General features: G+C 65.0%; 12 protein-coding genes. 8 read left to right on the top strand and 4 right to left on the bottom strand.

Translation table 11 applies throughout. The features are described from left to right. Nucleotides 1-226 precede the first annotated feature (226 nt). A complete protein-coding gene (locus AC1VNY_RS12205; protein WP_482405328.1) occupies nucleotides 227-1,003 on the top strand; it encodes a sulfite exporter TauE/SafE family protein in 777 nt (258 codons plus the stop codon). 35 nt (nucleotides 1,004-1,038) lie between these two features. Beyond that, nucleotides 1,039-1,983, top strand: a complete 945-nt coding sequence (locus AC1VNY_RS12210) for an MBL fold metallo-hydrolase (protein WP_482405329.1) — start codon at nucleotides 1,039-1,041, stop codon at nucleotides 1,981-1,983. A gap of 366 nt (nucleotides 1,984-2,349) precedes the next feature. On the opposite strand, the gene AC1VNY_RS12215 is transcribed toward AC1VNY_RS12210, so the two are convergent. Beyond that, the gene (locus tag AC1VNY_RS12215; RefSeq protein ID WP_482405330.1) at nucleotides 2,350-3,762 is read right to left on the bottom strand and encodes a flavin monoamine oxidase family protein; all 1,413 of its coding nucleotides are present in this window, start codon (nucleotides 3,760-3,762) and stop codon (nucleotides 2,350-2,352) included. 198 nt (nucleotides 3,763-3,960) lie between these two features. Here AC1VNY_RS12215 and AC1VNY_RS12220 point away from each other — a divergent pair, with 198 nt between their 5' ends. Beyond that, nucleotides 3,961-4,836, top strand: a complete 876-nt coding sequence (locus AC1VNY_RS12220; RefSeq protein ID WP_411779834.1) for a YiiX/YebB-like N1pC/P60 family cysteine hydrolase — start codon at nucleotides 3,961-3,963, stop codon at nucleotides 4,834-4,836. A 178-nt stretch (nucleotides 4,837-5,014) separates the two neighbouring features. After that, the gene (locus AC1VNY_RS12225; RefSeq protein WP_482405403.1) at nucleotides 5,015-6,613 is read left to right on the top strand and encodes a glycosyltransferase family 39 protein; all 1,599 of its coding nucleotides are present in this window, start codon (nucleotides 5,015-5,017) and stop codon (nucleotides 6,611-6,613) included. Here AC1VNY_RS12225 and AC1VNY_RS12230 read toward each other — a convergent pair whose 3' ends face one another. Continuing rightward, complete coding sequence (locus tag AC1VNY_RS12230; protein WP_482405331.1) at nucleotides 6,614-8,818, bottom strand: TonB-dependent receptor; 2,205 nt, start codon at nucleotides 8,816-8,818, stop codon at nucleotides 6,614-6,616. A gap of 147 nt (nucleotides 8,819-8,965) precedes the next feature. Between AC1VNY_RS12230 and nikR the strand changes: the two genes are divergently transcribed. Beyond that, a complete protein-coding gene (nikR, locus tag AC1VNY_RS12235) occupies nucleotides 8,966-9,409 on the top strand; it encodes a nickel-responsive transcriptional regulator NikR (RefSeq protein ID WP_482405332.1) in 444 nt (147 codons plus the stop codon). 62 nt (nucleotides 9,410-9,471) lie between these two features. On the opposite strand, the gene AC1VNY_RS12240 is transcribed toward nikR, so the two are convergent. Both AC1VNY_RS12240 and AC1VNY_RS12245 read right to left on the bottom strand, forming a co-directional pair. Beyond that, complete coding sequence (locus AC1VNY_RS12240; protein ID WP_482405333.1) at nucleotides 9,472-10,419, bottom strand: hydroxymethylglutaryl-CoA lyase; 948 nt, start codon at nucleotides 10,417-10,419, stop codon at nucleotides 9,472-9,474. Nucleotides 10,420-10,426: 7 nt separating this feature from the next. Next, entirely contained in the window at nucleotides 10,427-11,596 is a 1,170-nt protein-coding gene (locus AC1VNY_RS12245; protein ID WP_482405334.1) for a CaiB/BaiF CoA transferase family protein, read from the bottom strand. A gap of 171 nt (nucleotides 11,597-11,767) precedes the next feature. On the opposite strand from AC1VNY_RS12245, the gene AC1VNY_RS12250 reads away from it, so the two are divergent. The 3 genes from AC1VNY_RS12250 (at nucleotide 11,768) to AC1VNY_RS12260 (ending at nucleotide 15,296) form a co-directional block, all read left to right on the top strand. Then, on the top strand, nucleotides 11,768-12,691 hold the full coding sequence (locus AC1VNY_RS12250) for a LysR family transcriptional regulator (protein WP_482405335.1): 924 nt from the start codon (nucleotides 11,768-11,770) through the stop codon (nucleotides 12,689-12,691). Nucleotides 12,692-13,026: 335 nt separating this feature from the next. Beyond that, a complete protein-coding gene (locus tag AC1VNY_RS12255) occupies nucleotides 13,027-14,439 on the top strand; it encodes an MFS transporter (RefSeq protein WP_482405336.1) in 1,413 nt (470 codons plus the stop codon). Nucleotides 14,440-14,543: 104 nt separating this feature from the next. Beyond that, nucleotides 14,544-15,296 carry a sulfate transporter family protein gene (locus tag AC1VNY_RS12260; RefSeq protein WP_482405337.1) on the top strand — a complete coding sequence of 251 codons (753 nt, stop codon included), beginning with the start codon at nucleotides 14,544-14,546 and terminating at the stop codon, nucleotides 15,294-15,296. Nucleotides 15,297-15,342 lie beyond the last annotated feature (46 nt).

Below are 15,342 nucleotides of genomic sequence, written 5' to 3' on the forward strand. Positions count from 1 at the left end.
AGATGTGTATAAGGGACAGGGGGTGGGGGTCTCTCCACCAAGAGAATATTCGGAAGGGGCAGATTGCTCTGACGACGACTGCGCGCGGAGCAGCGAAATTAGTGCATCACCTTGAAATCACCAACGCGGCGCGAGCCCCCACCCTAACCCTCCCCCGCAAGCGGGGGAGGGAATTGATGGAGCGTGCACTTGCCACGCGATTGGCACTCTTTCTCCCTCCCTTCCCATGACCTCCCTCTCGCTCATCCCCTCCGACATTTCGACCAGCATCGCGCTCGCGATCTGTGCGATCGCCTTCGTGTCGGGCACGGCGCGCGGCTTCTCCGGCTTCGGCTCGGCACTGATCTTCATGCCGCTCGCGAGCAGCGTCGCGGCGCCGCGGCTGGTGGCGGCGCTGCTGCTGATCATCGACTTCGTCGCCGCCACGCCGCTGCTGCCGAACGCCTGGACCCATGCCGACCGCAAGGCGACCGCGGTCATGGTCGCCGGCGCGCTGGTCGGCGTTCCCATCGGCACCTATTTCCTGACCGTGCTCGAACCTGTCACGACGCGCTGGATCATCTCCTGCTTTGTCGCGGCGCTGCTCGCGCTACTGCTGTCGGGCTGGCGCTATCACGGCAAGGAGCACGTCGCCCTCTCCGTCGGCGTCGGCAGCCTCTCCGGATTTTGCAGCGGCCTCGCGCAGACCGGCGGCCCGCCGATCGTCGCCTACTGGCTGGGCCGCCCGATCTCGTCGGTGATCTCGCGCGCCAATATCGTGCTGTTCTTCGGTGCCTCGGACTTCTTCTCGCTGGTCAGCTACTGGTTCACCGGCCTGATCACGATCGAATCGGTCAAGTTCTCGCTGATCGTCGGCCCGATCTACGGCATCGGCGTCTGGTTCGGCGCCGCGCTGTTCGGCAAGGCGAGCGAAAAGATGTTTCGCGCGATCTGCTACGCGCTGATCGCCGCCGCCGTCATCGTCGGCCTGCCGGCGCTTGATGGCATCTTGCGCGGCGGCTAGGGTCGCAGCACTCAAAAGAGACCAGGGAGACACCGATGATCGATCGCCGCAATGCATTGAAACTGGCGCTCGGCGGCGCCGCCGTGCTCGCAGCGCCTCACTTACGCGCGCAAACCGACAAGGCGCGGACCCGCATCGTGTTCCTCGGCACCAAGGGCGGGCCACGCGTCGGCAACGGCGCTTCGAACCCCGCCAATCTCGTCGTCGTCAACGATACGCCGTTCGTGATCGATTGCGGCATGGGCGTCAGCCGCCAGCTTGTGCGCGCGGGCGTGCCGATCCCGCAGGTCAAGTACATCTTCATCAGCCACCATCATTCCGATCACAATCTGGAATACGGCAATCTGTTCTACAACGCCTGGGCGGCCGGCCTCTCGACGCCGATCCATTCGTTCGGCCCCAAGGGCATCGAGGCGATGACCAAGGAATATTGGGAGCTGAACAAGTTCGACGTCGAGACCCGGATCGAGGACGAAGGCCGGCCCGATCCCCGAAAGCTGCTGATCGCGAAAGACATCAGCGACGACGGTGTGGTGCTGAAGACATCGGATGTCACCGTGACCGCGTTCCGCACGCCGCATCCGCCGATCACGGATAACTTCGCCTACAAGTTCGAGACGCCGGACGGCACCATCGTGTTCTCCAGCGACACCGCCTACAATCCGAAGCTCGCCGAGTTTGCCAAGGGCGTCGACGTGCTGGTGCACGAATGTCTCTACGTCCCCGCGGTCGATCGCCTGGTCGCCACGACCAAGAACGGCGCCACGCTGAGGAAGCATCTGCTCGACAGCCACACCTCGACCGAGGACGTCGGCCGCATCGCCGCCGCTGCCGGCGTGAAGACGCTGGTGCTCAGCCACTTCGTCCCCGGCGACGATCGGCAGGTCACTGACGACGACTGGACCCGGGACGTGAAGAAGAACTATTCCGGCCGCATCGTGGTGGCCAAGGATCTGATGGAGCTAAGGCTGCCGGTGTGAGGGGGCACGCGGCAAGCACACTGTTCAGGCTCCCTCCCCTTGCAGGAAAGCCTTCCGTCGGCGCCCGGCTTTCCCTGCGCCCTCTGCTAACGGAGAGAGCGGAACGAACGGCAAAACTCGGACAAAACATGTCGCGAGAATGCGGATTTGTGATTCACAAATCGCGCAACATATTCAGTGTCGTCCCTGCGAACGCAGGGACCCATAACCACGAATGGTTATTGGTGAACGATGGTGGAACGACGAGCCCCGTTCACAACATCTGCTGCGGCGTATGGGTCCCTGCTTTCGCAGGGACGACATCTGTTGTGCGGCAACGTCTTTCGGCCAGCATGACAAATCGCAGCGCCTGATCTTCCTCAACCGTCAATTCATCGCCCCGGAGCGCGGCGACGTGCGGCGCTTGTGTTTTGCGGCGGGCGCTGCGGGCGCCGGTGTCGCTTCCTTCACCCCGCCGATCCTGCGTAGCGCGGCGTCGGCGGCGCGCTCGCCGCTGTCCCAGGCGCCGTCGATCGTGCCCCACAGCGTTTCATGGGTGGCCTCGCCCGCGAGATACATCGCGCCGATCGGCTCGGACAGGATCCTGCGGGAGAACTGTCCGCCGGGTACTGCGGCAGACATCGCGCCGAGGATGAAGGGCTGTGCATTCCAGCGCGTCGCGCTGGTCTTCTTCACGGCGGCGCCGACCTCGCTGCCATAGAGCTTGGTCAGCCATTCCACCGCGAAAGCCGCCATCGCCTTCTCGCCCTGCGCGGACAGGTCGCGGCCGAACGAACCTGCAACGTCGATCGTGCACAGCGAGGAGCCCGCGATATTGCCGTAGAGCAGCGCCGTCTTGGTCGAATTGCTCTGCTCGATGATGACGTCGTCGCGCGACGGCCCGAGCGGATTGCCGGGGATCTCCAGCGCGATGCGATCGTAGCTGCCGAGGCTGAGCTTGGCGGCGGCATCGAGCGCGCGCTTCGGAAGCTCCGGCGCGAACTTGATGTTGCCGCTCGCAAGCACGTTGCTCGACACGGTGACGATGGCGGCGCGCGCGGTGATCTTGCCGGAGGGCGTCTCGACCATCACGTCGCGATTGCTCCACAGGATGCGCTGCGCCGGCGTCGACAGCGCGAGCGGCAGTCCCTCGCCGAGCTTTGCGATCAGCGCGCCGAGCCCCTGCCGGCAGGCGATCGCGGTGTTGCGATCCTGCGCGCGCACCTTGTCGACGGCGGAAAGATCCTTCAGATCCTTGCCGCAGAAATTGGGCCCGAGCAGGAATTCCGCGGTGCCGGTCCAATCGCCGAGGTCCTTCGGCATGACCGCGGCGCAGGCGATATCGGCCTTGCGCGCAGCGTCGTCGATGGCGCGATTGGCGCGCACCAGCGCCGCCAAAAACTCCTCGGTCTCGCCGGGGCGGGCATAGCGCCGGCCGATCCGGATCTTCTGGCCCACGGGGGCCGTGACGATGTCGAGGCCCGCGGAGCGGGCCAGCCGGATCATCGGGTTGGTTTCGGGATTGTGCATCCAGCGCGCGCCGCGGTCGAACGGCACGCCGAATGTCGATGCGTCGGTCTGGCAGCGACCGCCGAGCTGGCCGGCCGCCTCCACCACGATCACCTTGCGATTTGCGGCAACGATCCGTCGCGCCGCGGCGATGCCTGCGGCACCCGCGCCGATCACGACGACGTCGGCCTCGCGCGGCGGCGGCTGCGCAGCAAGCACCCGGCCGCCCAGCGCAGGCACCAGCGCGAAAGCTGCGGACGCCGACAGGAAATCGCGGCGGGTCACTGTCATGACATAGCTTCTGGCATGGTTTCCGGGGACTTGCGGAGAACGGGAACGCTTCGCGAACTGTGCCGCATCTCACCGACCTCAGCAACCATCATGGTAAATCAATCATGATTGATCCGCCGATGGCATGAACTAAATTGCAACGGCTTGCGACCATGATTAAGTCAGCACAAGCGGTCGTAGAACCGCTGGGGGGAATCCATGGGCGTAATGCTCGATACCGTCGGTAAATGGATCGCGGGGTACCTTCAAAAGGAAGTTCCCGGTTACGAGCCGTTCACGCCGAGCGACCCGGACCATTTGCGGAGCATCATGCAGCCCGGCGACGTGCTGCTGGTCGAAGGCAACAACCGGATTTCCGGCATCATCAAATACCTCACGCAATCGACCTGGTCGCACGCCGCGCTGTTTGTCGGACCGATCGACGGCGCGTTCGAGCCTGACGGCGAACAGCATGTGCTGATCGAGGCCAACATCGGCGAAGGCGTGACCTCCGCGCCGCTGTCGAAATATCTCGCCTACCACACCCGCCTCTGCCGTCCGGTCGGACTGTCGTTCGAGGACCGCACCACGGTGTGCCGCTACGCCATCAACCGCATCGGCTTCGGCTACGACACCAAGAACATCGTCGATCTCGCGCGCTATCTGTTTCCGCTGCCGATCCCGCAGCGCTGGCGCCGCCGCATGATCGCGTTCGGCTCCGGCGATCCGACCAAGATCATCTGCTCGGCGCTGATCGCGCAGGCGTTCGACGCCGTGCGCTATCCGATCCTGCCCAAGATCACGCGCGCTGCCAGCCGCAAGGCGCGCCGCGACATCCTGCATATCCGCGATTCCTCGCTTTACATGCCGCGCGACTTCGACATCTCGCCCTATTTCGAGGTCGTCAAACCCACTATCGTGCACGGTTTCGACTACACGGCCCTGCACTGGGCCGACAAGCAGAAGCCGCTCCAGGAGGTAGCCGGCGAATTCGGTGTGTTTCCAAAATCGCCGCCGCTTGTTCCTGAAGCGACTGACGAAGAGGCGGCGCTTCCGGCTGCGGAAATGACCGCGGAAGATCGCGCGCCGGTGTGACGGGCGCGGGCGTCAGGCTCGAAATATCGGGCGTTGGCCGCGTCGGCCATGATCTGGAATCCGTCTCATCGTCCGGCTTCGACGTTGAGTTCTTGCTCCCACATCAATAGGGTGCGCGCGCTTCGGCCTGCTTTCATTCGGTAGTTTTACGGTGCTTTCGATCTTCAATTTCTCGGCGATGGCTGCGGCCTCGGAGAATGACCCGGCGCGCTGGCGCCGTCCGTTCATCAAGTGGCTTGAAGGGATCGAGACCGGGTGGTCTGTTCCCGTTCTGCTCACCCTCTTTGTCGCGATCTGGACCGCCTATCTCGTCATCGCCTATCTCGGCGCCGGCCTGCACCCTGATGTGCTCGAGAGCTGGACGCTCGGCCGGCACCTCGCATGGGGATACCCCAAACATCCGCCGTTGATGGGCTGGATCACGCGGGGATGGACCGCGATCTTCCCGCTGACCGATTGGTCGCTGCAGCTGACGGCGATGGTCAACGCAGCCGTGGCGCTGTGGGCGGTCGACCTGATCTCGCGCCGGTTTGTCCGCGGCGAGAAGCGGGTGATCGTCCTGCTGCTGGCGATGCTGCTGCCGGTCTATCAATTCCATGCCCAGCGCTTCAACGCCAACACGGTGCTGCTGGCAGCTTGGCCGCTCGCGACCTACTGCTTCCTGCGCGCATTCGAGGCGACGAGGCAACTCGGCTGGGCGATCGCGGCGGGCGCGGCCTGCGCGCTCGCCATGCTCGGCAAATACTATTCGATCTTCCTGGTCGCGAGCTTCGTCTTCGCGGCCGTGCTGCATCCGGACCGCCGCCGCTATCTGCTGTCGGCCTCGCCCTGGATCTCGGCGCTGACCGGAGTGCTCGTGCTCGGTCCGCATCTGCACTGGCTCTCCACCACAGGCGCAACGACGTTCGACTATGCGCTCGCGCATGCCGGCGCCGATCATGTCGCTGCGCTGCGGGAAGTCACCTATTTCATCCTGGGGCTGATGGCGGCGCTCTCGCTCGCGGCGGTCACCTGGGCGTTCATCACCGGCCCGCGGCTGGCGCGGCTGCCGGCCGACTTCCGCGCCATGAACGCCGGGCTCCGCTTGCTGCTGCTGGTCGCGATCGGGACCATCCTGTTTCCGGTGGCCGTCTCGCTTGCGGTCGGCACCGACTTGCCGTCGCTCTGGGCGGTGCAGGGCCTGTTCCTGTTCATTGTTCTGATCGTGTGCACAACGAGCTATCCGATCGAACGCTTCTATGCGGTCAACCTGGCCGTGATGGTGGCGGGGTTCGCGGTTCTGGCCGTCGTCGCCGGCGCGCCGCTCCATGCGCTCTATCGCAATGTCTACGGCTATGGAGAAGGCCGCGGCTTCTATCACGCGGTCGCGGCGGAACTCACCGCGCGATGGCACGACGCGGCAGGAATGCCGCTCGCCGCCGTCAGCGGCGACGACGCGCTCGCCTTCGCTACGGCTTTCTACAGTCCGGACCATCCGTTCTATGCCCGGCCGTTTGCCTATCAGTACACATGGGGCCTGCCGCGCAAAGTCACGCTCGACCGCGGCTGGGCCGCGCTGTGTTTCGCCGATCAACCGGATTGCCTGAACTGGATGGAGCGCACGACACTGCGCGCAACGGACGTCATTCGCTCCGAATTCGATGCCGAGGCGACGTTGCTGGGCAGGCGTGGCCAGACACGCCGGGTCGTGATGTTGATCGTGCCGCCCACCCGCGAAACTCCCGCCGTCCACCCCGATGTCGAGGATTTCAGCTCGAGCCGCCGCGCGCGCGACTGATCAGAACGTCGCCGCCAACGTCAGGCGGACGGCGAGCGGCTCGGCAGGATGCACATGGCGGTCGGCGACGCCGTCGATCGGTTCGCCCGGCAGCCGCGACAAATAGTAGTATTCGATCTGGTTGGTTTGTGCGTTGAAGAGATTGAGGACGTCGAGCTGCAGCCGCATCCCGTTGTCGAATTTATAGCCGGCGCGGGCGTTGACGATGAACGACGACAGCGAGCGCACGCTGTCGTCCTCGATCAGCGGGCGCGGGCCGAAATAGCGGGCGCGCAGGCTGCCGAACCAGCCGGTGTCGCGGCCGAAGGTGACGCCGCCGCTGGCGACCCAGGCCGGCGCACCTGGAATGAAATTGCCGGCCGGATCGGCATCCGTGAAGCGGGCGCGGGTATAGGCGAGATCGAAATCAAAACTCATCCACGGCAGGAGCTTGTACTGGTTGGTCCACTCGACGCCGACGCGCCGGCTCGGGCGGCTCGGCTCGGTGGTGCCGGCATCGCCGACGAACAGCAGCTCGGAATCGAAGTCGAGCACGAACACCGCGAGCGACGAAGTGAGGCCGTCGATCGCCCTGGTGCGGATGCCGAGCTCGGCGCCCTTCGAGCGCACCAGCAGCGGCACGCGTTCGAGCGGCGTCATCTTGTCGTTGGGATCGACGGTGATGGTCGCGCCCCTGATGTCGTTGGAATGCAGGCCGAAGCCGGCATTGCCGTAGAACTCGGTCCTCGACCAGGGGCCGAGCACGATGCCGGCCTTCGGGCTCGTCATCGCGGCCTGCGCGTTGCCGGAATTCTGCGGCGTGTCGCTCAGCACGTGGCCGGCGAAATAATCCTCGCGGATGCCGACCGTGGTGCGCCGCCAGTCGGTCCAGCGCGCGGTGCTATCGGCCCACAGCGCGACGCTACCCTCTTGCACCTGGTCGTTGCGCACGGTGGACAGGATCTCGCGCTGCGCGGTCTTGAACAGGCCGACATTGATGTCGTCGTAGCGGGTCTGGACGCCGACCCGGGTCTGCGTATCGACGCCGGCGAAGCGGGCATCGAAGGCGTGGCTGGCGTCAAAGCCATACACCGTGCGCTTGTCGGTCTGGCTGAACTGGTCGCCATTGACGGGGTTGTCGAGGAAATAGGTGAAGTCATTGTAGAGCTGCAGGGACGAGCGGATCACATAGGCGTTGAGCTTGCTCTGCCCGTAATCGCTGGACTGCGCCCAATTGCCGGACAGGCTGAAGCGGCTCGAGGTGCCGCCGTCGGTCGGATTGAGCGACCCGTAACGGTCGATCAGGCCCTGGTCGATCGCGCGCTGCGCGACCTGGTCAGTCGAATTCCAGCCGTTGGAATAGGCCATCGCTGTCAGCGAGAAGCCGTCGGTCGCGGTGCCCTGGCTATAGCGCAGCACGCCGTTGAGCTTGCGGATGTCGTCGGGCACGTCCCAGGGACCGTTGTATTTGTTGGCCTCGAAAGCCGCGAGCAGCGTTCCATCACCGACCTTGGTCGCACCCGCAGCCATCGCGCGCTGATAGCCGAAGCTGCCAACGGTCAGCTCGGCGACGTTCCTGGGCAGGCCGTTCAGATAATTGATGTCGACCGCGCCGGCGGAAGCGAAGTCGCCCTTGTCCGCGTAGTACGGACCCTTGCGGACGTCCATCGACCGGATCAGCTCCGGGATCAGGAAATTGATATCGGCATAGCCCTGGCCGTGACCATGGGTCGGCATGTTGACCGGCATGCCGTCGACGGTGATGGCCAGATCGGTGCCGTGATCGAGATTGAAGCCGCGCAGAAAATACTGATTGGCTTTGCCCTCGCCGGAATGCTGGGTGACGATCAGGCCCGGCACCACCTCCAGAACTTCGCCGACACGCGAGACCGGCCGCGCATTCACTTCGTCGCCGCTGATCTGCCGCGCGCTGGCGGCGGTCGGTTGCAGATCGGACGCGGACACGGTCGCCGAGCCGCCGGTGATTCCGTCGCTCGCAGCGGTGGGCTGGGTCGGCTGGAGCGCTGCGGGCTTGCGGCCGCCGGCGGCGACATGCCGCGGACGCTGGGACGGGTTGGCGCGCTTGGGCGGCGCCTGGTCCGGCGACGTCACCGTCACCGGCGGCAACTGGCCGGGCGCGGGAGCGACCGTCTGCGCTTCGGCGACCGGCGCGAGTGCTGCAATGGATGCGGCGGCGGGAAATATCCGCCATGCAGTACGACGCAACGCGCATGCCCCCGCATGATACCTGTTACAGTCACGCGACGACCGCACCAGTCCAACCAACCCCGGCAAAACGACGCTAGCAAGCGCGGTATGACGTTACAAGAAAAATGTCATACCGCCAGGCAGCCGAGCCACCACGGATAATCCATGCAACGCATCACCATCACCATCGAGGATGACCTGCTCGCGGAGATCGACGCCGCCGCCGAGGCGCGCGGCTATCAGAACCGCTCCGAGATCATCCGCGATCTCGCACGCGCCGGCTTGCAGCAGAGCGCGGAAGAGGCGCCGTCAGGGCAGTGCGTTGCGGCGCTGGTCTATGTCTACGACCACGCCGCGCGCGATCTGTCGAAGCGGCTGGTGCAGAATTTCCACGGCCATCACGACCTGTCGCTGGCGACGCTGCACGTCCATCTCGACGACGACAGCTGCATGGAGGTGACGGCGCTGAAGGGTGCCAGCAGCGAGGTCCGGCATCTCGCCGATCACGTCATCGCCGAACGCGGCGTGCGTTACGGCCGCGTCGTGATGATCCCGACCGCCCCGGACAAGAAGCCGCGCAAGCGCGGGCATGGGCACAGGCATGATTGAGAGCGTGGCGTTTTCGTAGCCCGGATGGAGCGCAGCGCCATCCGGGCTACACAATGAATACGCTACGCCGCCTTCGCCTTGGTGCCGCGCGGCAGGCCGGCGCGGGCGAGGCCGCCATAGAGCTGCTCGTTCGGCATCTCGGATTTCAGGATCGCGCGCACCTCGACCAGGCGATCGAGATCGATGCCGGTCGGAAATCCCTTGCTCTCGCAGAGGAAGACGAGGTCCTCGAACACGACATTGCCGGTGGCGCCCGGCGCGAACGGGCAGCCGCCGAGGCCACCGAGCGAGCCGTCGAGCACGCGGGCGCCCTCGTCGAGCGCGGCGGAGGCATTGGCGATGCCCATGCCGCGCGTGTCGTGCAGATGCACGCAGACCGGCTTCGATCCCGCGATCTTCACCGCGCCCCGCGTCAGCTCGCCGACCTGCTTCGGCCCGGCATAGCCGACCGTGTCGGCAATCGCGACCATGTCGACGCCGACCTCAAAGAGTTTCTCGGTGAGGCGCAGCACCTCCTTCGGATCGACCGCACCCACGATCGAGCAGCCCAGCCCCATCGAGATCGCGGCATTGACCAGCGGCTTGTGGGCGCTGGCGTCGCGGAGCTCGCAGAGCCGCTTGATGTTCTCGATCGCCGATTCGCGCGAGCGGTTGGCGTTGGCCTGGCTGTGCTCCTCGGTCGCCGACACCACCGAGGCGATCTCGGCGACGCCGGAGGCCAGCGCCTCGTTGACGCCGCGCTCATTCAGCGCCAGCGCGACGCCGTGCGCGCCGGGCAGCGCGGCAATGGTCGCGACGACGTCACGGACATCGACGAATTGCGGGAAGGTCTTGGCCGGCAGGAACGAGCCGACCTCGAAATGCCGGACGCCGGCGGCATATTCGTCGCGCACCCAGCGCTCTTTCGCCGCGGTCGACGGGAACGTCTTCACCAGCTGCAGGCCGTCGCGCAGGCCGACCTCGCGCAGGCTCACCTTGTCGCTCGGATAGATATCGTGGACGCGGGTCATGTCAGCCTCACGCAGCGTTTCCGGTTGATGAAATTGTCTGTTGTGCGAGCTCGGCGCGCACCGCCTCGGTATCGGCGCCCAGTACCGGCACTTTCAGGCCTTCGCCGATATTGCGGCCGTTCCATTCGAGCGGCAACGCGGGGACGCGGAACGGCTTGCCGTCGGCGTTCACGTTGTTGACCAGACCGCCCGGACGCAGCACGTGCGGATCCTGCAGTAGATCCTCCGGCCGGTTGATCGGCGAGAAGCAGATGTTGAGCGCATCGAGCCTCGCCGAGAGGTCCGCCACGTTCCAGTCCTTGATCACCGCGGCAACGCGCGGAATGATCCGGTCGCGCGCCATGATGCGGTCCGTGGTGGAGCGCAGCGTCGGGTCGTCGGCGAATTCCGTGAGGCCGAACTCGCGGCAGAAGCTCTGCCAATGACCTTCGGTGACGACGCCGATGAAGATGCGATCGCCGCCGGCGGCATCGAAGATGTCGTAGATCGGCCAGGCATGCTCGCGCTCCGGCATCGAGCGCGGTTTGCGCCCGGTCATCTCGTACTCGACCATGTGCTGGGCGACCAGGAACAGGCAGTTCTCGAACAGGCCGATGCGGATGTCGGCGCCATCAGCCTTGCCGCCACGCTTCTGATAGAGCGCGGCGAGGATCGAGATCACCCCGAACATGCCACCCATGATGTCGTTGGCGGAGGAGCCGACGCGCTGCGGCTTGTCACGCGTGCCGGTCATCGCCGCGAGCCCGGACATCATCTGCACGACCTCGTCGAGCGCCGGCCGATGATCGTAGGGACCGGACAGAAAGCCCTTGTGGCCGGCGATGATCAGCTGCGGATATTTTTGGCGAAGCTCCTCGGCGCCGAGCCCCTGCTTGTCGAGCTGGCCGTCGCGAAAATTCTCCAGGAACACGTCAGCACTGGCGAGCAGCCGGTGCATCGTGTCGCGGTCCTCGGGCTTGGCGAAGTCGAGCACGATGCTGCGCTTGCCGCGGTTGAACAACGGGAAGAACGAGACCCCCATACCGCCGAGCGTACGGGTCTTGTCGCCAGCGGGCGGTTCGACCTTGATCACCTCGGCGCCGAGTTGCGCCAGGATCATGCCGCAGGTCGGCCCCATCACCATGTGGGTCATCTCGACGACCCTCACGCCTTCCAGCGGCAGTCCGCTCCCGGTCATCGGTTTCTCCGTGCTCGTTGCGCTCTTGTTCTGACGCGTTTTCTCAATGCGAACCGGTACCCGTTTCGCTCGAAAACGCTTTGTGATCGGCGCAGGTTAGGCTTCCGCACGCTATCTGAAAAATATAATCTGTCGAATAGTGTATTCGTGGTTCTAGAACGCTGAACCCTCATGGATTCGCGCCAGCTTCGCTATTTCATCGCGGTTTACGAGCAGCGCAACCTGTCGCGGGCGGCGGATCAGGCCAATGTCGCGCAATCCGCGCTCAGCCACCACATCGCCAATCTCGAGGCGGAATTCGCCACGCCGCTATTCGAGCGCAAGCCGCGCGGCATGGAACCGACCGCGGCTGGCGAGCGGCTCTATGAACATGCCCGCATCATCCTGCGCGCGATGGCGGCGGCCGAGCGCGAGATCAAGGAAGGCGCCAGCGTGATCGCCGGCGATATCTCGATCGGCATGGCCAATTCCGGGATGAAGGCGATCGGCGTGCGGCTGATGCGGACCGTGCTGACGAAATATCCGAACCTAAAGCTGTCGCTGACCGAGAGTCTCTCCGGCGCGACGCTGCTGCATCTGCTGAGTTCCGAGGTCGACCTCGCGCTGGTCTACAATCCGCCGTCGGAAAAGGACCTGATCGCCGAGCCGGTGCTGGAGGAACAGATGTTCTGCGTCGGCACCGAAAAGCTGATCGGCAAGAAAACGCCAATCACCTTCGAGGAGGTGACGCGGCTGCCCCTGATCCTGTTGCGGTACGGACTATCGGCGCGCGCACTGCTGGATGATCCCGTGCTGCTGAAGCGGCTCGAGGCCAATGCGATCATGCACCTCAACTCGACCAGCGGCATGATCGGCGCGCTGACCGCGGGCTTGGGCTGCACGATTGCGACCACCCATTTCGTCAGCGAGCCGTTGAAGGCACGATCGCTGGTCGCGCGCGAAGTCATCGAACCAAAGCTGACCCGCACCCTCTATCTTTGCCGCTTGCGCAATCGCCCGATGACCTACGTCATGGAGGAGATGTGCCGCCTGATCCGCGCCCTGATCGCAGACCAGGTGGGCCGCGGCGCCTGGGAGGCGACGCTGCTGATCTGAATGCATGACTCAGTGGTTGCATAACAGGTTCAGTGTCGTCCCTGCCTAGTGCGCAATTGCGCACGGGAGCAGGGACCGCAAAGTTGCGCACCAGTGGGACGACGAGTCCCTTTCACGGCACCCGCCGCGGCGTATGGGTCCCTGCTTTCGCAGGGACGACAGTTGAACAAGCCGTTTGACAGGTGAATCAAAGCAACCCTTCCCCCTGAGTTCGAAAATATCGAACGTTTCCTTCGATATGTTCGTCTGGATTTCTGGCTCCCGGCTGCCAAACATGCGCGACCGGCACGCCTTCGCAAGAGGGGCGGCCGTTGCACCATTCGGGGAGGACCATCATGAGCGCCGTCGAACTCGGCTCGGTCGCCGATATCGCCAACACGACAAGCGGACCCGACCAGATTTCGCGACGGCTTGAGGCGCTGCCCACCTCCGGCCTTGTCTGGCGGCTGGTGATCCTGCTCTCGCTCGGCGGTTGCTTCGAGATCTACGATCTGTTCTTCACAGGCTATATCGCGCCGGGCCTCGCCCGCAGCGGGTTGATGACCACGACGACGCAGGCCTTCTTCGGCTTCTCCGGCATCGGCGCCTTCGTCGCGGCGACCTTCGCCGGCCTGTTCATCGGCACCTTCTGCCTCGGCTTCCTCGCCGATCGTTTCGGGCGCAAGGCGGTCTTCACCTGGTCGCTGCTGTTCTACAGCGCTGCATCGGTGATCATGGCGTGCCAGACCACGCCCGGCGGCCTACTGCTGTGGCGCTTCATCGCCGGGATCGGGATCGGCATCGAGGTCATCACGATCGACGCCTATATCACCGAACTGGTGCCGAGCTGGATGCGCGGCCGGGCGTTTGCGATCAACCAGGCGGTGATGCTGTCCGCGGTGCCTGTTGTCGCCGCGCTGTCGTGGTGGCTGGTGCCGCTCTCGCCTCACGGCATCGACGGCTGGCGCTGGGTGGTGCTAATCGGCGCCGCCGCCAGCATGATCATCTGGGTGCTGCGGCTCTACGTTCCGGAAAGCCCGCTCTGGCTGGCCCGCCATGGCCGCGCCGCCGAGGCCGAGAGGATCATGCGGACGCTCGAGACCGCAGCGCGGACGGCTGCGCCGCGTCCTGCCCCCGCGGTCGCAGCCGCACCAGTTCGTGCGCCGGTCGAGACCGGCTATGCCGACCTGTTCAGGCCGCCCTACGTCTCGCTGGTCGTGCTGCTCATGATCTTCAATCTCTGCCAGGCGTTCGGCGTCTACGGCTTCTCCAACTGGGTTCCGGCGCTACTGGTGCAAAAGGGCATCAACGTCACCAAGAGCCTGCAATATTCGTTCATCATCGCCTTCGCCTATCCGCTCGCGCCGCTCCTGGCCGCAACCTTCGCCGACCGCTTCGAGCGCAAATGGATCATCTGCGGCGCGGCTGCCGCGATCTCGGTATTCGGCCTCGCCTTCTCGCAGCTCACCGAGCCGGTGCTGCTGATCGCCAGCGGCGTGCTGGTGACGGGGGCCAACATGACGCTGTCCTACGCCTATCACGCCTACCAGACCGAGGTGTTCCCGACCGCGATCCGGGCGCGCGCCGCGGGCCTCGTCTATTCGATGAGCCGGCTCAGCGCGACCTTCTCCGGCTTCATCGTGGCGTTCATGCTGAAGGAGGCCGGCGTTGGCGGGGTATTCGGCCTGATCACCGCGGCGATGGTCATCGTGATCATTGCTATCGGTGTCTGGGGACCGAACGTCCGCGGCAGGCCGCTCGACGCCTAGAGCCTTTCGCTCGAAAACGCTCGTACCGCGGCACAAACGGCACTTGCCGAAGCCATATTGGGTGTCTACCTCTCGCGGGTCATTTGTGCAGAGGTAACCCAGTCATGTTAGCCGCCGCCGTCAAGGCGCTTTCGCAAATCCTGTCGCCGCCGATGCGCTCGATCCTGTGGCGCTCGATCGGGCTTGCGCTGGTGCTGATCACCGTGCTGGCGATCGGCCTGCAGCGGCTGCTGAGCTGGTTTGCCGACACTGGCGAGGTCTGGGCCGAAGGCATGCTCGGCCCCAGCTTCCATTCCACGCTGCACGTGCTGTCCTGGATCGTCTCGATCTCGGCGGGCCTTGGCGTCGTGCTCGGCGGCATCTTCCTGATGCCCGCGATCACTTCGCTGGTAGCGAGCCTGTTTGTCGACGACGTCGCCGACCATGTCGAGCGCGAGCATTATCCGGCCGACCATCCCGGCACGGCGCTGCCGGTCACGCTCGCGACGATCGAGGGCGTCAAGACCGCGCTGCTGACGATCCTGGTCTACCTCGTCGCGCTGCCGTTCGTGCTGTTCGCGGGCGCAGGCTTCATCATCTTCTTCATCGCGACCGCCTGGCTGCTCGGCCGCGAATATTTCGAGCTTGCGGCGATGCGGTTCCGCTCGCCTGATGACGCCAAGGCGATGCGCAAGGAGAACGCGGCGACAGTCTTTACCGCGGGCCTGTTCATCGCGGCCTTCGTCTCGATCCCGATCGTCAATCTGGCGACGCCGCTGTTCGGCATGGCCTTCATGGTGCACATGTACAAGCGGCTGTCGGGCCCGCGGCGCGAGCTGATCGAGCCGGCGCGGCGAACCAATGTGTCCTCGGTCTAGAGCTTTTCCCGTTCCGATGGAATCGGAACGGGGCTCTAGATTCTTG

This window comes from Bradyrhizobium ferriligni (genome assembly GCF_056837965.1).